Genomic DNA, 18,949 nt, shown 5'->3' with positions numbered 1-18,949 from the left:
CGTCGGGGGACTCTTCCGCGTGCCCGGCACTCCCGCCGCGTGCCGCCCGGGTGCCGCGACGAGGACGGCCCCGCCCGCGGGCCCGCGGCCCGCACACGCCTGCGCCCCTGCCCGCACACGCCTGCGCCCGCACACGCCTGCGCCCGCCCGCTCCCGCCGGTGGGCGGGGACGGACGGGCGCGGGCGCCGCTGCCGGTGCGCGCCCGCAAGGCGCGCCGGAGGGGGAGCGACGGGTCAGGGGGCGGCGGTCAGGGCGACCGCGGTCAGGCGCAGGGTCTCGGGCGCCGGCCGGGGGGCCGGCGTGATGTGCAGCCGCTGCGTCTGTCCGCCCTCGGGCTGGGACAGCTGGGCCAGGCAGGCGCAGAGCTCGTCGGTGAACCCGGCGAACCGGTAGGCGACCTCCATGACCCGGTTGCGCGCGGTGGGCCGGAAGTCCGCGATCAGGTGCGCACCGGCCGCGGCCGCTTCGCCGACCAGCCAGTTCAGGACGGTGGCGCCGGCGCCGAAGGAGACGACGCGGCAGGAGGTCGCCAGGAGCTTGAGGTGCCAGACCGAGGGGCCGCGTTCGACGAGGGCGACGCCGACGGCGCCGTGCGAGCCGAAGCGGTCGCTCATCGTGACGGCGAGGACCTCGTGCCGGGCGTCGTCCAGCAGCGCGCGCAGGTCGGCGTCGGAGTAGTGGACGCCGGTGGCGTTCATCTGGCTGGTGCGCAAGGTGAGTTCCTCCATGCGCGAGAGGTCCTCGTGGGTGGCCCGGCGGATCTCCATGGCGAGGTCCAGGGAGCGCAGGAACTCCTGCGAGGGGCCCTCGAAGGACTCCTGCTCGGCCTGGCGGCGCGCGTTGGCCTGGTACATCTGGCGGCGGCGGCGCGAGTCGACGGTGACCGTGGCCGGGGTGAACTCGGGCAGGTCCAGCAGCCCGGCCGCGGCCTCGGCCGGGTAGCAGCGCACCTGCGGGAGGTGGAAGGCCACTTCGGCGCGCTCGGCGGGCTGGTCGTCGACGAAGGCGATCGTGTGCGGGGCGAACTTCAGCTCGTCGGCGATCTCCCGGACGGACGCCGACTTGGGGCCCCAGCCGATCCTGGCCTGGACGAAGTACTCGGCGAGGCCGAGGTCCTCCAGGCGCTGCCAGGCGGGCCGGTGGTCGTTCTTGCTGGCGACGGCCTGCAGGATGCCGCGGGCGTCGAGGCCGAGGACGGTCTCGCGGACGCGGCTGTCCACGGCGACGTCGTCGCCCTCGAGGAGGGTCCCCTTCCACAGGGTGTTGTCGAGGTCCCAGACGACGCACTTGACGGTGGGGGGCGGTTGGTCGGACGGCTGCGGTCCGCTCACTGCGCCGACTCCTTTCGCGCGGTGGTTCTCCCGGTGGCCAGGGCGTGCCTGGCGAGTTCGAGTTGGCAGATCTCGCTGCTGCCTTCGATGACCTCCATCAGTTTCGCGTCGCGGTAGGCGCGGGCGACGACGTGGCCGTCGACGGCGGCGGCGGAGGCCATGGTCTGCAGGGCCGAGGCGCTGCCCTGGACGGCCTGGGTCGCGCTGACGTGCTTGGCCAGGACGGTCGAGATGACCAGGCTCGGCGAGCCGGCCTCCCAGTGCTCGGCGGCCTCGCGGCACACGCCGGTGGCGATGCGCTCGGAGGCGTAGAGCTCGGCGATCCGGCGGGCGACGAGCTGGTGCTCGCCGATCGGCCGGCCGAACTGGCGGCGCGTGGCGGCGTGTTCGGTCACGGCGGCCAGGCAGCCGCGCAGGATGCCGACGCAGCCCCAGGCCACGGACATCCGGCCGTAGGCGAGGGCGGTGGTGATCAGGAAGGGCAGGGCGAGCGCGGTGCCGCCCAGGACGTTCGCGGCGGGCACCCGCACGCCCTCCAGGTGGACCTGGGCGTGGCCCGCCGCGCGGCAGCCCATCGGGTGGGCGACCTTCTCGATCCGCACGCCCGGGGTGCCGGAGGGGACGACGACCGCGACGGCGCCGTCCCCGCTCCTGGCGATGACGACGATCAGGTCGGCGTAGGCGGCGGCGGTGATCCAGGTCTTGCTGCCGTCGAGGACCACGCTGTCGCCGTCGTGGTGCGCCCGGGTGCTCATGGCACCCAGGTCGCTGCCGGCGTCGGGTTCGCTGAACGCGACGGCCGCGAGGCGGCCGCCGGTCAGCTGGGGCAGGAAGGCGGCGCGTTGCTCGGCGGTGCCCAGGCGCTGGATGGTCCAGGCGGCCATGCCCTGGGAGGTCATGACACTGCGCAGCGAGCTGCACAGGCTCCCGGCGTGGGCGGTGAGTTCCCCGCTGTCGCGGCTGGTGAGGCCGAGGCCGCCGTACTGCTTGTGGACCTCGGCGCACAGCACCCCGGCGGCCCCCAGTTCGCCCAGGACGGTGCGGGGGATCTCGCCGGCCGTGTCCCAGGCACCGGCGTCCTGCCGCACCAGGTCCCAGACGTCCCGGTGTCCTGGGACCGGCGCGTCAGACATCGGTGCCGGCGGCCTGCGCCTGGAGCCGGCCGACCAGGGCGGCCATGCTCTTGACGGTGCGGAAGTTGGACAGCTGCAGGTCGGGACCGGCGACCGTGACGGCGTAGGTCTGCTCCAGGAAGACGACCAGCTGCATGGCGAACATGGAGTTGGCCAGGCCGGTGGTGAACAGGTCCTGGTCGGCGTCGGGGGCGGTGCGGGTCTCCTCGGCGACGAAGCGGGTGATCTGGTCGATGACGGCGTCGGTGTCGAGGGGCGCCTTGGCGGTGTGCTGCTCGGGGGTCATGACTGTGCCTCACTGTAGGAGTAGAAGCCGCGGCCGCTCTTTCGGCCGAGCTCGCCCCGCCGGACCTTCTCGAGGAGCAGTTCGCTGGGGCGACACCGCTCGTCGCCGGTCCGGGCGTGGAGTTCTTCCAGGGCGTCGACGAGGTTGTCGATGCCGATCAGGTCCGCGGTGCGCAGCGGGCCCGTGGGGTGGCCGAGGCAGCCCTGCATGAGGGTGTCGACGTCTTCGGCGGTGGCGGTGCCCTCGCTGACGACGCGGGCCGCGTCGTTGATCATGGGGTGCAGGAGCCGACTGGTGACGAAGCCGGGTGCGTCGCGCACGACGACGGGGCGACGGCCGATCCGGGTGAGGGTGGACAGGACCCGCTGGACGGTCGGGTCGGTGGTCCGGGGGCCGCGGATGACCTCGACCATGGGGATGAGGTAGGCGGGGTTCATGAAGTGGGTGCCGATCAGGCTGCCGGGGTCCTTGACCCAGGCGGCCATCTCGTCGATGGGGATGCCGGAGGTGTTGGAGATGACCGGGGTCCCGGGGGAGACGAGCGCCGAGACGGCGGCGAGGACGTCGGCCTTGCGGTCGGGCGCCTCGGTGACGGCCTCGATGACCACGTCGGCGTCGGCGACGTCCTGCAGCCGCAGGGTGGTGCGCAGGCGGCCCGGGGCGGTGCCGGGGGGCAGCGCGCCGATGAGCTGGCCGTGGCGCAGGCCGTGGCGGACCGCGGTGGCGGCGCGGTCCAGGACGCCCTGGTCGATGTCCACCAGGACGACGGGCAGCCCCTGTCCGACGACGAGCGTCGAGATTCCGGTGCCCATGACGCCCGCACCGACGATGGCGATCAACGGCTCGTCCATGACGCTTCCTCCAGACCCAGGGGTTCGTAGCTCTCGGTGTCCGGGCCGATCCAGTAGCGGGTGCGCTGGAAGGGGTAGCCCGGGAGGGACACCCGCCGCGGCCGTGCGGTGCCGCGGACGGCGTCCCAGTCGATGTCGGCGGCGGCCTGCCACAGGGTGCCGAGGGTGTCCAGCAGGGTGGCGAGGTCCGTCCGGCCGGTGTCGGCGGAGCCGAGCGAGGGCAGCACCGCGAGCTGCCGGGCGCCCTCCTGGAGGCCGGGGGCCGGGGCGGTGCGGTCGGCGGGCCCCATGACCAGCAGGACGTGGTCGGCCAGGGCGGACGCCTCGCGCAGGGCGTCGGCGAAGGGCGCCGGAGCGCTGAGGTGGCGGGCCCAGCCGGCCGGGTCGGCGGTGTCGTCCGCGGTGGCCCAGGTGCCGGTGGCCGCGGTGGTGTAGAACAGCCGGGGCGGCCCGGAGACGCGGCCCACCGCGTCGGCGGCGAAGGCCTCGGCGTGGGCGTCGGCGGCGCCGGGGTCGGCGGCGGTGCGGGCGCGCGCGAGGGCGGCGGCGGCGGTGACGGCGAGCGCGTCGGGCAGGTCCAGGACCCCCGCCAGGCAGGCCGCCACGTACTCGCCGTCGCCGTCGCCGATCACGGCGGCGGGCTGGACCCCCCAGGACTGCCACAGGCGGGCCAGGCCCCACTGGAGGGCGAAGGCGGCGAGGGCGGTGGCGCGCGGATCGGTGCGGGCCGCGTCGTCGCCGGGGCCGGACGCGGTGCGGGAGCCGTCCCGGGCGGCGGGGAAGAGCAGGGTGCGCAGGTCCTGGCCGAGCAGCGGACGGGCCAGGTCGGCGCAGTGGTCGACCTCCCGCGCGAAGACGGCTTCGCTGCGGTAGACCTCCTCGGCGGCCCCGGGGCGGTGACCGGCGCTGCCGGGGAGGACGAAGACGCTCCGGACGGCCTGCGCGGACCCGGCGCCGGGGGCGGCCGCCCCGCGCAGGGCGGCGACGGCCTCGGCCCGGTCGCGGCACACCAGGTGGCGGCGGTGCGCGAAGGCGCGGCGGCCGACCTGGAGGGTGTGGGCGACGTCGGCGAGGTGCAGGTCCTCGTCGCCCTCCAGCCGCTCGGCGAGGGCGGCTGCGGCCTCGTCCAGGGCCTTGGGGGTGCGGGCGGACAGCACGAGCAGGTGGTGCTCGCGCGGGCCGGGTGCGGCGGGGCGCGGCGCGGGGGCCTCTTGCAGGACGATGTGGGCGTTGGTGCCGCCGACGGCGAAGGCGCTGACGCCGGCGCGGCGCGGGGTGGCGCCGCGGGGCCAGGGGCGGGCGGTGGTGGGCACGTAGAAGGGGGTGCGTTCCAGCAGGAGCGCGGGGTTGGGCGCCTCGTAGTTGATGCTGGGCGGGATCTGGGCGTGCTGGAGGGCCAGGACGGCGCGGGCGAAGCCGGCGGCTCCGGCGGCGGCGTCCAGGTGGCCGATGTTGGCCTTGGTGGAGCCGATGGCGCAGTACCCGCGCTCCTCGGTGCCGAAGGCCTTGGTGAGGCCGGCGAGTTCGATCGGGTCGCCCAGCGGGGTGCCGGTGCCGTGGGCCTCGACGTAGCCGATGCTCTCGGCGCTGACGCCCGCGACGGCCTGGGCGGTGGCGATGACCTCGGCCTGGGCCTGCATGCTCGGGGCGTTGAAGCCGAACTTCGAGGAGCCGTCGTTGTTGAGGGCGCTGCCGAGGATCAGGGCGCGGATGTTGTCGTTGTCGGCGAGCGCGTCGCTGAGGCGGCGCAGGGCCACGACGGCGACGCCGTACCCGGGGACGGTTCCGCTGGAGGAGGCGTCGAAGGGGCGGCAGTGGCCGTCGCGGGCGAAGATGCCGCCGGCGACGACGGGGTAGCCGCCGATCAGGGGGATCGGCAGGGCGACCCCCCCGGCCAGGGCCATGTCGCACTCGTGGCCCAGCAGGGCCTGGCAGGCGAGGTGGATGGCGACCAGGGAGGTGGAGCACGCGGACTGGACGGTCATCGCCGGGCCGCGCAGGTCGCACAGGTAGGCGGCCCTGGTGGCGAGGAAGTCCTTGTCGTTGTACGGGCGGGCGGAGAAGGCCGCCAGGGAGCCGCGGAAGCGGGCGTTGGCCAGCAGGTTGAGCGGCAGGTACTTGTTGGCGAAGCAGCCCCCGTAGACGCCGATGGAGCCGTCGAAGCGGGCGGGGTCGTGGCCGGTGTCCTCCAGGGCGTGCCAGACGGACTCGGCGAAGATCCGCTGCTGGGGGTCGCTGATCTCGGCCTGCTCGCGGGTGTAGCCGAAGAAGTCGGCGTCGAAGCGGTCGGCGCCCTCGATGACGCCCGCGGCGGGCACGTAGTCGGGGTGGGTGATCATCTCCTTGGGCCACCCGGCGTCGGTCAGCTGCTCGGTGCTGAAGCGGGAGATGGACTCCACCCCGTCGCGCTGGTTGCGCCAGAACGCGTCGGCGGTGGGGGCACCGGGCAGCCGGGTGGTGAGGCCGACGACTGCGATCGGTTCCATGGTGTCTTCTGTCTCGGTACTCACCCGAGGCCCCCTCGTGCTCGTTGCCGTGTCGGTGTGGTGGTGGGCACGCTCACGCTCCTGTCCTGCCGGCGCGGCGTGCGGCGGAGTGCTTGGCGCCGCGGCGGGCGGCGGCGCGGGCGGCGGCGCCCGCGGCCGGGCTGTCGTCGTCGGATCCGGGCGCGCGGTCGATGGCCTGGGCCAGGGCGCGGGCGGAGGGGTAGCGGAACATGTCGACCAGGGACAGGGCGCTGTCACGCTGTTCGAGCAGCCGGGCGCGGGCGACGACGACGAGCAGCGAGTTGCCGCCCAGGGCGAAGAAGCTGTCGTCCAACCCGACGCGTTCGACGCCCAGGACGTCCCGCCACACGTCGGTGACCAGGCGTTCGGTGTCGTTGGTGGGCGGGGCGTAGGCGGTGGTGCCCTCGGGGCGGCTCTCGGTCAGGTCGGGCAGGGCGTTGCGGTCGACCTTCTTGTTCGGGGTCAGCGGGACGGCGTCGATGGCGTGGACGGCGCCGGGCAGCATGTAGCCGGGCAGCCGGGTGGCCAGGTGGGCGCGCAGTTCGGTGGCGGTGGCGGTGCGCCCGGCGGCGGGCACGTAGTAGGCGATCAGGCGTCCTTCGGCACCGGTGCCGCGGATGACGGCGACGGCGGAGCGCACGGCGGGGTGCTGGGCCAGGGCGCTCTCGATCTCGCCGAGCTCGATCCGGTGGCCGTGGAACTTGACCTGGTCGTCGAGGCGGCCGAGGAACTCGAGGGTGCCCTGGGACGTCCAGCGGGCCAGGTCCCCGGTGCGGTAGAGGCGGGTGCCGGGCGTGGTGGAGAAGGGGTCGGGCTGGAAGCGCTCGGCGGTGGTGTCGTTGCGGCCGAGGTAGCCGCGGACGACGCCCTCGCCGGCCAGGAGGAGCTCCCCGGGGACGCCGACGGGGCACAGGCGCATGTCCTGGTCGGCGACGTAGGCGCGGACGCCCGCCAGCGGCCGCCCGATGGTGGCGGGGCCCTGGGCGGAGGCGGGGGAGGTGGTGGCCCACACGGCGGCCTCGGTGGGCCCGTACATGTTGTGGACGGTGCCCGCGACGGTGCCGGCGAGGGCGTGGGCGAGGTCGGTGGGCAGGGCCTCGCCGCCGACCAGCAGCCGGGTGAGCCGGGGCAGTTCGGTGCGGGTGTCCTGGTCGGCGAGCAGGGCGCGGGCCAGGGAGGGCGTGCACTGCAGGTGGGTGACCCGGTGGGTGCGCAGCTGCTCGGCGAGGGGCTCCTCGGCCTCGGCCAGGGCGGCGCTCCGGCGTTCCTCGCTGATGTCGCGGACGGTGACGAGGTGGGCCAGCGCGTCGAGGGCGGCCTTGTCCTCGACGCCGAAGTCGACCAGGCAGGCGACCTCGTCGGCCCCGGCGGCCTTCATGCGGTCGATCATGTCGGCGCAGACCTGCGGGGTGCCCAGGAGGCTCGCGGTGGCGAAGAACCGCTCGAAGGCCCGGTCGACGAGCGCGCGCAGCTCCTCGGGCGGCAGGGCCTTGAAGTCCTCGGCGCTCCCGGTGGTGGCACCGAGGGAGGCGATGAGGTCGAAGGAGGTCTCCAGGTAGCGGCTCATCGGTTCGCGCACCAGCTCGCGGACCTCTTCGAGGTCGGTGCCGACGAAGGTGTGCACCATGACCGCGACGTGGCCGTCGCCGGGCCCGTGGCCGTGTTCGCGCCAGGTCCTGCGGTAGAGGGCGATCTTCTCGGCGAGCTCGTCGAGGCTGTGCCCCAGCAGGTGGGTCAGGACGCCGGTGCCGGCTTCGCCCGCCATCCGGAAGGTCTCGGGGTGCTTGGCGCTGGTGAGCCACACCGGCAGCCGGTCCTGGACGGGCTTGGGGTAGATGCCGACCTCGACCTGGGCGCCGACGCCGTTGCGGCGGGTGGTCTTCTGCCCGCTCCACAGGCTGCGGACCTCGGCGAGGCCGTCCAGCATCAGCTGCTTGCGGGCGGCGTAGTGGTCGGGGGCCAGGACGAAGTCGTTGGCGTGCCAGCCGGAGGCCAGCGAGATGCCGACGCGCCCGGCGGAGAGGTTGTCGACGGCCGACCACTCCTCGGCCACCCGCAGCGGGTCGTGCAGGGGCATGACGACGCTGCCCGCGCGGACGTGCACGCGTTCGGTGACGGCCGCGACGGCGGCGGCCATCACGGAGGGGTTGGGGTAGAGGCCGCCGAACTGGTGGAAGTGGCGCTCGGGGGTCCACACGGCGGCGAAGTTGTTGCGGTCGGCGAACTTCGCGCCCTCCAGGAGCAGGCGGTAGCGGTCCTCGGGGCTGGCCTCGCTGTCGCTGCCGAAGTAGAGGAGGCTGAAGTCGATGGGACGGGAGCGGGCCCGGAGGTCGGGGCCGCCGGCGGCGGGCGCGGCGCGCAGGGGCGGTTCGCGGCGCAGCACGATGCGGTGGCCGTGGGTGAGGGCCCACAGCAGTTCGACCACCGAGATGTCGAAGGAGACGCTGGTGAGGGCGAGCCAGGTGCTGGGTTCGTCCTCGCCGAAGGCCTCGCTCATGCCCGCGAACAGGTTGGCCACGTTGCGGTGGGTGACCATGACGCCCTTGGGCCGGCCGGTGGAGCCGGAGGTGTAGATCACGTAGGCGAGGTTGTCGGGCGTCACCTCCGGGCCGGCGGCACCGTCGCCCCGGTCGTCGGTGCGCCCGTCGCCGGTGGGCCCGTCGTCGCCCTGCTCGCCGGGGACCACGACGCGGGCGGCGCCCAGGCGTCCGGCGGAGGCGGCGTTGGCCGGGTCGGCGACCACCAGGCGCACGCCCGCGTCGGCGACCATGAACGCCAGGCGGCCGGAGGGGTAGTCCGGGTCCAGCGGGAGGTAGGCCGCGCCGGCCTTGAGGATGCCCAGCAGGGCCACCATCAGCAGGGAGGTGCGGTGCAGGTGGACGCCCACCGGTTCGTCCGCCGCCACGCCCAGGCGGCGCAGCCGGGCGGCGAACTGCTCGGCGCGGTCGTCGAGTTCGCGGTAGGTCAGGGTGGCGTCGGAGGCGATCAGCGCGGTGGCGTCGGGAGTGGCGGCCACGCGCTCGGCCAGCAGCCGGTGGACCAGGGCCTGGGAGGTGTGCGCCCGGGGGCCGGCGTGCCATCCGGCGAGGACGTCCAGCTCCTCGGGCGGCAGGACGGCCAGTTCGTCCACCGCCCGGTCGGGGTCCTGCGCGGCGGCGGCCACCACCTGGGCGTACCGGTCGGCCAGGCGCCGGGCGGTGGCCTCCTCGAACAGGTCGGTGCTGTACTCCAGGCGGCCGGTGGCGCCGTCGGGCGTGCGGGTCAGGCTCAGGGTGAGGTCGAAGCGGGCCGCGCCGGTGTCGCCCAGGACCGGGCTCACCCGGCAGCCCTCCAGGTGCAGTCCGCCCTCCCGGTCCTCGTGGCGGTAGCTGAACAGCACCTGGAAGAGCGGGTTCTGGGCGAGGTCGCGGTCGGGGTGGAGCTCTTCGACGAGTTTCTCGAAGGGCAGGTCCTGGTGGGCGAGGGCGCCCTTGACCTCCTCCCACAGGCGCCGGACGAGCCCGCGGAAGGTGGGACGGGCGGCCAGGTCGCAGCGCAGGACCAGGGTGTTGGTGAAGAAGCCGATCAGCGGGGCCAGTTCGGGGCGCTCGCGCCCCGAGACGGGCGTGCCGACGACGACCTCGTCCTGGCCCACGTGGGCGCGCAGCAGGACCGCGAACGCGGCCAGCAGGACGCTGTAGAGGGTGGCGCCCTCGCCGCGGCCCAGTTCCTCCAGGCGCCGGACGGCCTCGGGGGGCAGGGCGAAGGTCAGCGCGGCACCGCGGTAGCTCTGCACCGGCGGGCGGGGGTGGTCGGTGGGCAGGTTCTGGGCGGGCATGCCCGCCAGGTGCTGCTTCCAGTAGCCCAGCAGGCGGCCGAGTTCGGGCCCCGCCAGGGTCTGCTGCTGCCAGTGCGCGAAGTCGGCGTACTGCATGGGCAGTTCCCCGGGCTCCTGGCCCCCGCCGTCGAGGGCGGCGCGGTAGTGGGCCTCGATCTCCTTGCCGAGGGTGCCGACCGCCGGGGCGTCGCAGGCCAGGTGGTGGACGGTCAGCAGCAGGCGGTGGTGCTCGGGGCCCAGGCGCAGCAGGCGGGCGCGGATGACGCGTCCGGCGACCAGGTCGAAGGGGACGGCGGCCTCCTCGTCGGCCAGCGCCGCGGCCAGCGCCGCGACCTGCTCCGGGCTGCGGCCGGGGCCGGTGAGGTCGGTGACGGGGACGGTCACGGGGGCGGGCGCCAGCACCACCTGGTGGGGGGTGCCGGCGACCGAGCGGAAGGCGGTGCGCAGGATCTCGTGGCGGCGCGCGGTCGCCGTCAGCGCCCGCTCCAGGGCGTCGGCGTCCAGCGGGCCGGTGATGTCGTAGCCCAGCGGGACGTTGTAGACCGAGCTGCCGGGCTGGAGCTGGTCGAGGAACCACAGGCGCTGCTGGGCGTAGGACAGGGGGGCGCGGTCGTCCTCGCCGGTGCCGGTCTCCAGGGGGGTGCTCACTGCTGCCCCCCGTCTTCCTGCGGGGCGGCGGCGCGGCGGGCGCGCGGGAGGATGGGACCGGCACCGCCGCCCGCGGCGGCGGCGTCGACGGCCTCGGCGAGGCCCGCGACGGTGGGCCGCTGCAGGAACACCGCGATGGGGACCGCCGTGGCGAAGGCCTCGTTGACCTGCGCGACCAGGCGGGCGGCGAGCAGGGAGTGGCCACCGGCGCGGAAGAAGTCGTCGGTGCGTCCCAGGGGCTGGTCGCGCAGCAGCGCGGAGGCGATCTGCGCGACGCGCTCCTCGGTGGGGCCCTGCGGTTCCTGCCGTTCCCGGGCGGCGGCCGGGACGTCGGCGGCGAGCGCGGCCAGGGCGTCGTGGTCGACCTTGCCGTGCCCGGTCAGCGGCAGCCTGTCCAGCAGCAGGATGCGCTCGGGGACCATGTAGACGGGCAGGCGGTCCTGGAGGAAGGCGGTGAGCTTGTCCTCGGAGGTGCTCTCGCCGTGGCCGTGGGTGCAGGCGTAGGCCACCAGGGTGGTGTCGGCACCGGGGGCCGCGGCGCGGGCCAGCACGGCGGCGTCCTTGACGTCGGGGTGCTCCCGCAGGATGGCGGCCACCTCGCCGGGCTCGATCCGGAAGCCGCGGATCTTGACCTGCTCGTCCGCGCGGCCCAGGAACTCCAGCTGGCCGTCGGGCAGCCAGCGGACCAGGTCGCCGGTGCGGTAGAGGCGGGCGCCGGGGGTGTCGGAGAACGGGTCGGGGACGAAGCTCTGCTCCGTCAGGTCCGGGCGGTTGACGTAGCCGCGGGCCACGCCGGCGCCGCCGACGTGCAGCGCGCCGCGCACGCCGGTGGGCACCGGGCGGCCCCGGTCGTCCAGGACGTGGGCGGTGGTGCCGGCGATGGGACGCCCGATGGGCGGCCGCGGGGCGTGGGTCTGCGGGGCGGAGGTCTGCGGGGGCACCAGGGCGGCGGTGGCGACCACGGTGGTCTCGGTCGGCCCGTAGTGGTTGTACAGGTCGAAGGGCAGGCCCCGGGGCGGTGCGGCGGGCAGGGCGTCGCCGCCGGTGAGCAGGCTGCGCAGGGCGGTGTCGGCGGGCCAGGCCTCGTTCAGGACGGCCGCGGCGATGGGGGTCGGCAGGAACGAGGTGGTGATCCTCTCCTGGGCGAGCCAGCGGACCAGGGGCGCCGGGTCGGCGCGCAGGTCGTCGGGGACGACGTGCAAGGTGGCGCCGGCGGCCAGGGACGGCCAGATCTCCCACGTGGAGGCGTCGAAGCCGGGGCTGGCGAACAGGGTGGTGCGGTGGGTCGGGTCGAGCGCGTACTGGGCGGTGTGCCAGGCGACGAGGTTGCTCAGGCCGCGGTGCTCGAGGGCGACGCCCTTGGGGCGGCCGGTGGAGCCGGAGGTGTAGATGAGGTAGGCCAGGCGGTCGGGGGTGAGCGCGTCGGCGCGCACCGCCCCGCCGTCCGCCGCGTCCGCCGTGCCGGTCCCGTCGACGGGGGCGGCCGCGTCGACGACCAGGACGTGCAGGTCCTGCTCGGTGTGCGGCAGTTGCGGGCGGGTGCGGGCGGTGGCCAGGACCGTGCGCGCGCCGGCGTCCCGCAGGATGAAGGCCACCCGCTCGGCGGGGTAGCTCGGGTCCACGGGCAGGTAGCAGCCGCCGGCCAGCAGGACCGCGAGCTCGCCGACCACCAGCTCCGCGGAGCGCTCGGCGTACACCGCCACCGGCTCCTCGGCGGCCAGGCCCGCGGCGCGCAGCTCGGCGGCCAGGGCACCGGCCCGCTGCCACAGCTGCGCGTAGCTGAGCCGTCCGCCGCTCCAGCGCACCGCGTCGGCCTGCGGACGCTGCTCGACCTGGCGGGCGATCAGCTCGGTCACCGGCAGGCCGGTCGCTCCGGCGCTCTCCGTGCTCCCGGTGCTCTCCGCGCTCCCGGCGGCCGGGGTCTCCCGGGCGGGGCCGAGGGTCCAGCCCCGGAGCTGCTCCGACTCGTCGTCCGAGAGCAGGCGCAGGCTGCCCACCGTGCTGTCGGGACGCTCCATCGCGTCGGAGAGCAGGGTCAGGTAGTGCCCGATCATCCGCTCCATGGTGGCCTCGTCGAACAGGTCCGAGGAGTGCTCCCAGATCATCGCCAGGTCGTCGTCCTCGGGCCGCGGGGCCCGGCCCATGCGCTGCTCGGCGCGCGGGATCACGATCACGTTGAGGTCGGACTTGGCGGACTTGTTCGAGCGCTCGGTGACCTTGCCGGTCAGCCCGCCGAAGTCGATGTCCGGCACCGCGGAGTCGTGGAAGCTGAACATGACCTGGAACAGCGGGGTGCGCGAGGGGTCGCGGGACGGGTCGATCGCGTCGATCACCGCGTCCACCGGGGTGTCCGACCAGGCCAGCGTCTCGGCCACGCTCTGGCGCACCTGCGCCAGCAGGTCGCTGAAGGGCTGGTCGCCGGAGACCTTCGTCCGCAGGACCAGCGTGTTGACGAGCATGCCCAGCAGCGGTTCCAGCTCGGGGAGGTTGCGGTTGGCGGCGCCGGTGCCCACCAGCATGTCCTGCTGCCCGGTGTAGCGGTGCAGCAGCGCGGCGAAGCCCGCGTACATGGTGGTGAACAGCGAGATGCGGTTCTCGCGGCTGAAGGCGCGCAGGCGGCGGGCCAGCGGGGCGGGGACGAGGATCCGGGGCGCGCGGCCGCGGAAGGTCATCACCGGGGGGCGCGGCCGGTCGGCGGGCAGCTCCAGGGTGTCGGGGGCGCCGGCCAGCCGGGCGGTCCAGTGGTCGACGTGCGCGCGCAGCACCTCGCCGCTCATCCAGTCGCGCTGCCAGATGGCGTAGTCGGCGTACTGGACGGGCAGTTCGGGCAGCGGGGAGGGCTGGTGGGCGGCGAACGCCGGGTACAGGGCCCGCAGCTCGGACAGGAACACCGACAGCGACCAGCCGTCGTGGACGAAGTGGTGCTCCACGTGCAGGAAGGTGTTGTTGCCGTCGCCGTGGCGCAGCAGCACCCAGCGGGCCAGCGGGGGCTTGGTCAGGTCGAAGGGCTCGCGCAGCTGCGCGGCCACCGCCTCGTCGGCCTGGTCCGCGGGGACGTCCAGGACCAGCAGCGAGGCCTCGGCCTCGGCCAGCGGGCGCTGGTAGCCCACGCCGCCGACGGAGACGAACGTGGTGCGCAGGACCTCGTGGCGGCGGACGATCTCGTTGAGCGCGGCGTGCAGGGCCTCGACGTCGACCTCGCCCTGCAGGGACACGGTGGCCTGGAAGTTGTAGGCGAGGTTGCCCGGGGAGAGCTGCTCGAAGAACCAGACCCGCTCCTGGGGCAGGGACAGCGGGACGGGGCGGTTGCGCGCGGAGCGGCGCAGCGGCGGCGGGGCGGGGGCCGGGGCCCCGGCCGCGCCCGTGCCCGCACCGGTGCCGTCGGCGTGGCGGCGGTCGACGATCTCCCCGAGCGTGGCGATGGTCGGCGCGCCGAACAGCTCCGGCACGCTCACCACCACGTGCAGCTCCGCGGCGATCCTGGCCGCCAGGCCCGCCACGAGCAGCGAGTTGCCGCCCAGGGCGAAGAAGTCGTCGTGCACGCCGACCTCGGCGCCGCCCAGCAGCCCGGAGACGATGCGCGCCAGCGCCGCCTCGGTCGCCGTGCCCGGCGCCGCCGCGTCGGCGGCCAGCCCCGACGCCGAGCGGTCCGGCGCGGGCAGCGCGGCCCGGTCGACCTTCCCGTTGGGCGTCAGCGGCAGCTCGGAGAGCGCGACCACGGCTCCCGGCACCATGTAGGCCGGCAGCCGGGAGGCGACGAACTCGACCAGCTCGGCGGTGGGAACGGCGCTGACGACGTAGCCCACCAGGCGGGCGTTCGGCTGCCCCGAGTGCTCGACCGCCACGAAGGCGTCCCGGACGCCGGGGTGCTGCTTGAGGACGGTCGCCACCTCGCCGGGCTCGATGCGAAACCCGCGGATCTTGGCCTGGTCGTCGTAGCGGCCGATGTACTCGAACACGCCGTCCGCGCGGCGGCGCACCTTGTCGCCGGTGCGGTACATGCGCTCGCCGGGCACGGTGATGTCCGGGACGAACGCCGCGGCGGTGGCCGCCGGCTCGTGCAGGTAGCCGCGGGCCACGCACGCGCCCGCCAGGCACAACTCGCCGGCCTCGCCGTCGGGGACGGGGTCCAGGCCGTCCAGGACGTAGCACCGCACCCCGTCCACCGGCAGGCCGATCGGCGGGGGCACCGGCCCGCCGGGCAGAACCTCGCCCGCCGTCACCTTCACTGTCGCCTCGGTGGGCCCGTACAGGTTCACCACCGCGAACGGCAGGCCCTCGGGCACGCCGCGCTGCATCGCCGAGCCGCCGGTGTGCAGGGTCCGCAGCACGGTGTGGGCGGGCCAGGACTCCTCCAGGACCGCCTCGGCCAGCGGCGTGGGCAGGAACGTGACGGTGATGCGCTCGTCGGCCAGCCACGCGGTCAGCTCCGGCGGGGAGGTCCGCACCCGCGCGGGCGGCACGACCAGCGTCGCGCCCGCGGTCAGGGTGAACCAGATGTCCTGGACCGACACGTCGAAACCGGGGCTGGCCAGCAGCGTGCTGCGGTCGTCGGAGCGCGTGAGGTACGTCGCGTGGTGCCAGCGCATCAGGTTCGCCAGGCTCGCGTGGCTGACGGCCACGCCCTTGGGCCGGCCGGTCGAACCGGAGGTGTAGATCACGTAGGCCAGCGAGGCGCCGTCGACCGCGGGCGGGGGCGGGGGCGGGGGAGCGGAGCCGTCGGGGACCTCGCGCTCCAGGTCCACCAGGACGACGTCCTCGCCGAGCGGCGCGTCGGTGGCGGCCAGCGCGGCGGTGGTCAGCACCGCCACCGCGCCGGAGGCGTCCAGGAGCTGACGCACCCGCGCCGCCGGGTGGGCCGGGTCCAGCGGCAGGTACGCCCCGCCCGCGAGCAGGACCGCCACCTCCGCGACCACCAGGTGCGCCGACCGGTCGGCGTACACGGCCACGACGCTGTCGGGGCCCACGCCCCGACCGGTGAGGTCGTCCGCCAGGGCGTGGGCGTGCGCGGCCAGCGCACCGTAGGTCAGTTCCAGCTCACCGTCCTGTACGGCGACGCTGTCGGGTGCTTCGATCACTCGGGCGTGGAATTCGTTGAGGACCATGTCGCGCGTCATCCTTCACTGCCGGGAGAAGTGGGGGACTGGAACGGGGATTACTCCGAGGCCCGACGCAGGCTCAGGGGGCGCATGTCCGTCCACACGGTGCCGATGTGGGCCAGGCAGTCGGTTTTCGTGCCGGTGACGCCGGCGTGGTGCCAACCGGGGGGCAGGTCCCGGCCGGCGGGCCAGATCGAGTACTGCTCCTCGTCGTTCGAAACGACGGTGTAGGACTGGGGAGAATCGTCCACGGGGTTCCTCCGGATAGGCGAACAATGCGACGACACCCACCACCCGCACGCCCGCACGCCCGCCGAACCGCGCGCCTGACCGGCACGGCGGGTACGACGGACGGGCGCGGCCGGCATCGGGCAGGCCGGAGAGCACGGGAACGCCGCACGTGCCGGGCCCGTCACCGCGCTCCCCATCGAGCACGACACGGACAGCACGCGGAAACGGCCGCCCGCCCGGACATCCGCCCCGACCGCCGACGAACCACCGCCCCCACGCGTTCCACCCCGTCAGCATGGATCGCCCCCCGACCCGCCGATAGAGTAAAGCGGCTACTCCCCCCGCCCGTTAAAACGAGAATTGAACCGGAACACCACAAAAAACCGCCCCCGGAAACGGACCGGCCGCCACATCACACCCGTCACACCGAACCCATCCGCCACATCCGTCCCGCAGCGGGCGAATACCGGGTTTTCGGTCCGGGAAAACCGGGGACGGGCGGACCGGCCCGCCGATATCCGCACCGGCCGATATCCGCGTCGCGAGGCCCGTTCCGGCGCCCGCCCGCCGCGTGGTCAGCGGGGAGCACGGCACGCGCATGCGGACGGGCCCGCGGCGGAGACGCAGGAGAGAATGGGAGAGCGCTCTCCCGAATGAGCACCGCTGTGCCCTCCGGAGCCGTCCGGAGCCGGTGCCGCGGGAAGGATGCCGATTCGACTCTTGAACGGAAGGCGCCTCGGTCGCCCGGGGGATCCGCCCGTCGGACCGCCCCGGTTCCGCGCAGGTCGCCTGCGGCCGGGGGCGCCCCGCCCGTCCGGGCGCAACTCCGCCCCGGCGCCCCGGCCTGGCGACGCGTCAGCCTGCTGCTGAGTCAATCTTGTGTGGCACGGGGGAGCTACCCGCGGTCCGTATTGCACCGAACGCCTGCTTCGGTGCCCGGATACCGGTCCATGGTGCACCGATTGACGATCAATGTTTCAGAACCCGTTCACTTCATTGACGTGGGCGCAACACCGGCGCAATCATCGCGAGATGAGAGAGCGCTCTCTCAGTCAGACCACTCCAGGAGAGATGCTGTGACAGGTAGCCCCCCACCTCGCGCCCTCGCCGCACACCGCCTCCTCCACCGAGAACGGCGGCACCCCGGCCTCCGCCGCGGTCGACGGCAACACCGGCACCCGCTGGTCCTCGGCCGCCGCCGACCCGCAGTGGCTCCAGGTCGACCTCGGCGCCACGGACACCATCACCTCCGTCGTCCTCACCTGGGAGGCCGCGTACGCCAAGGCGTACCAGGTCCAGACCTCCACCGACGGCACCACCTGGACGAACGTCTACACGACCACGACCGGGCGGGGCGGCGCCGAGACCCTGGCCGTGAACGGCACCGGCCGCTACGTCCGCGTCCTCGGCACCCAGCACCGCCTCCTCCACCGAGAACGGCGGCACCCCGGCCTCCGCCGCGGTCGACGGCAACACCGGCACCCGCTGGTCCTCGGCCGCCGCCGACCCGCAGTGGATCCAGGTCGACCTCGGCTCCTCGCAGAACGTCTGCGGCGTCCAGCTGTCCTGGGAGGCCGCGTACGCCAAGGCGTACCAGATCCAGGTCTCGCCGGACGGCGCCACCTGGAGCACCGTCTACTCGACGGCCGACGGCCGCGGCGCGACCGAGCTGGTCACGCTGTCCGGCACCGGCCGCTACGTCCGCGTCCTCGGCACCCAGCGCGCCACCCAGTACGGCTACTCGCTCTGGGAGTTCCAGGTCTTCACCGGCGGCGGGGGCGGCAACCCGGGCGGCGGGAAGACCCTGCTCTCGTACGGCAAGCCCGCCACCGCCTCGACCTCCCAGGACAGCGGCAACTGCCCGGGCTGCACGCCCGCCAAGGCCTTCGACGAGGACCCGGCGACGCGCTGGGCGACCAGTGACACCAACGGCTGGGTCGACCCGGGCTGGATCGCGGTCGACCTCGGCGCGACCGCGCACGTCACCCAGGTGGTGCTGCAGTGGGACCCGGCGTACGCCAAGGCGTACCAGATCCAGGTCTCCCCGGACGGCAACACCTGGACCAGCGTGTACTCCACCACCACCGGCAAGGGCTTCAAGGAGACCCTCGACGTCGACGGCACCGGCCGGTACGTGCGGATGTACGGCACCCAGCGCGCCACCCCGTACGGCTACTCGCTGTGGACCTTCGACGTGTACGGCACCGGCGGCAGCCCCACCGCCCCGCCCGCCCTCCCGCCGAACCCGGCCAACCCGCCGCGCCTGGTGTGGAGCGACGAGTTCAACGGCGCCGCGAACACCAAGCCGGACCCCGCCAAGTGGAGCCAGGACCCGGGCAACGGCCAGAACGGCGAGCTGGAGCTCTACACCAACGGCGACAACACCAACCTGGACGGCAACGGCAACCTCGTCATCGAGGCCCGCAAGGAGGCCAACGGCCAGTACACCTCCGGCCGGATCAACACCCACGGCCACCTCGACTTCACCTACGGGCACGTCGAGGCCCGCATCAAGGTCAGCGGCACCCAGGGCCTGTGGCCCGCGTTCTGGATGCTCGGCTCGAACTTCAAGTCCGGTACGCCGTGGCCGAACTGCGGCGAGATCGACATCATGGAGCACGTCGGCAAGGTCGCGGACTCGGTGTACTCCACCCTGCACGCCCCGGCCTACAACGGCGGAGGCGGCTACGGCTCGCCGTACACCCTCGCCGGGTCGGACTTCGCCTCCGACTTCCACACCTACGCCGTCGACTGGGACTCCACCCACATGACGTTCGCGGTGGACGGCCACAACTTCTTCACCGTCGACCGCTCGACGCTGGAGCAGACCCGCGGCCCCTGGGTGTACGACCACCCCTTCTACATCATCCTCAACAACGCCGTCGGCGGTGACTGGCCCGGCAACCCCGACGCCACCACCGTCCTCCCGCAGAAGATGATCGTCGACTACGTCCGCGTCTCGCAGTGACCACGGGCTCCGGGGCCGGCCGGTCCGGTCCCGGAGCTCCTCCCCGCTCCCACCCCCACCTCCCACCCCCCCCCCCC

Annotated in this window: 8 protein-coding genes and 2 pseudogenes; 2 read left to right on the top strand and 8 right to left on the bottom strand. The window is 74.4% G+C overall.

All coding sequences use genetic code 11. The features are described 5' to 3' along the window. Positions 1-234 precede the first annotated feature (234 nt). The 8 genes from OO57_RS31750 to OO57_RS31715 form a co-directional block, all read right to left on the bottom strand. Positions 235-1,332, bottom strand: coding sequence for an HAD-IIIC family phosphatase (locus OO57_RS31750; protein WP_033256196.1), 1,098 nt, complete (start codon positions 1,330-1,332; stop codon positions 235-237). Next, complete coding sequence (locus tag OO57_RS31745) at positions 1,329-2,465, bottom strand: acyl-CoA dehydrogenase family protein (protein ID WP_051778506.1); 1,137 nt, start codon at positions 2,463-2,465, stop codon at positions 1,329-1,331. Before OO57_RS31745 ends, OO57_RS31750 begins: the two co-directional genes overlap by 4 nt. Next, a complete protein-coding gene (locus OO57_RS31740; protein WP_033256195.1) occupies positions 2,458-2,751 on the bottom strand; it encodes an acyl carrier protein in 294 nt (97 codons plus the stop codon). Before OO57_RS31740 ends, OO57_RS31745 begins: the two co-directional genes overlap by 8 nt. Then, positions 2,748-3,602 carry a 3-hydroxyacyl-CoA dehydrogenase family protein gene (locus tag OO57_RS31735; RefSeq protein WP_033256194.1) on the bottom strand — a complete coding sequence of 285 codons (855 nt, stop codon included), beginning with the start codon at positions 3,600-3,602 and terminating at the stop codon, positions 2,748-2,750. The genes OO57_RS31740 and OO57_RS31735 overlap by 4 nt, the downstream gene beginning before the upstream one ends. Beyond that, entirely contained in the window at positions 3,587-6,088 is a 2,502-nt protein-coding gene (locus OO57_RS31730) for a type I polyketide synthase (protein WP_051778505.1), read from the bottom strand. Before OO57_RS31730 ends, OO57_RS31735 begins: the two co-directional genes overlap by 16 nt. A gap of 73 nt (positions 6,089-6,161) precedes the next feature. Then, on the bottom strand, positions 6,162-10,574 hold the full coding sequence (locus tag OO57_RS31725) for a MupA/Atu3671 family FMN-dependent luciferase-like monooxygenase (RefSeq protein ID WP_051778504.1): 4,413 nt from the start codon (positions 10,572-10,574) through the stop codon (positions 6,162-6,164). Next, the gene (locus OO57_RS31720) at positions 10,571-15,679 is read right to left on the bottom strand and encodes a non-ribosomal peptide synthetase (protein WP_051778503.1); all 5,109 of its coding nucleotides are present in this window, start codon (positions 15,677-15,679) and stop codon (positions 10,571-10,573) included. The genes OO57_RS31725 and OO57_RS31720 overlap by 4 nt, the downstream gene beginning before the upstream one ends. 50 nt (positions 15,680-15,729) lie before the next feature. Continuing rightward, positions 15,730-15,939: an MbtH family NRPS accessory protein gene (locus OO57_RS31715; protein ID WP_051778509.1), complete on the bottom strand. Its 210-nt coding sequence runs from the start codon at positions 15,937-15,939 to the stop codon at positions 15,730-15,732. A gap of 1,138 nt (positions 15,940-17,077) precedes the next feature. Between OO57_RS31715 and OO57_RS46200 the strand changes: the two are divergent. Both OO57_RS46200 and OO57_RS38755 read left to right on the top strand, forming a co-directional pair. Then, a pseudogene (locus tag OO57_RS46200) lies at positions 17,078-17,260 on the top strand (discoidin domain-containing protein); the annotation flags it as partial. A 25-nt stretch (positions 17,261-17,285) separates the two neighbouring features. Then, positions 17,286-18,872 (top strand): annotated as a pseudogene (locus OO57_RS38755) (discoidin domain-containing protein); the annotation flags it as partial. Positions 18,873-18,949: the final 77 nt, after the last annotated feature.

Origin of the sequence: Kitasatospora phosalacinea, assembly GCF_000717185.1 — a bacterium.
Lineage (GTDB): Bacteria > Actinomycetota > Actinomycetes > Streptomycetales > Streptomycetaceae > Kitasatospora > Kitasatospora phosalacinea_A.
Note: the sequence above shows the minus strand (reverse complement) of the source record. Positions and strands in the feature narration are given on the sequence as shown.

Bases quoted from the DNA above. Each gene is read 5' to 3' on its own strand.
- OO57_RS31730 (WP_051778505.1), bottom strand. From the start codon at position 6,088: ATGGAACCGATCGCAGTCGTCGGCCTCACCACCCGGCTGCCCGGTGCC.
- OO57_RS31735 (WP_033256194.1), bottom strand. From the start codon at position 3,602: ATGGACGAGCCGTTGATCGCCATCGTCGGTGCGGGCGTCATGGGCACC.
- OO57_RS31720 (WP_051778503.1), bottom strand. From the start codon at position 15,679: ATGGTCCTCAACGAATTCCACGCCCGAGTGATCGAAGCACCCGACAGC.
- OO57_RS31745 (WP_051778506.1), bottom strand. From the start codon at position 2,465: ATGTCTGACGCGCCGGTCCCAGGACACCGGGACGTCTGGGACCTGGTG.
- OO57_RS31740 (WP_033256195.1), bottom strand. From the start codon at position 2,751: ATGACCCCCGAGCAGCACACCGCCAAGGCGCCCCTCGACACCGACGCC.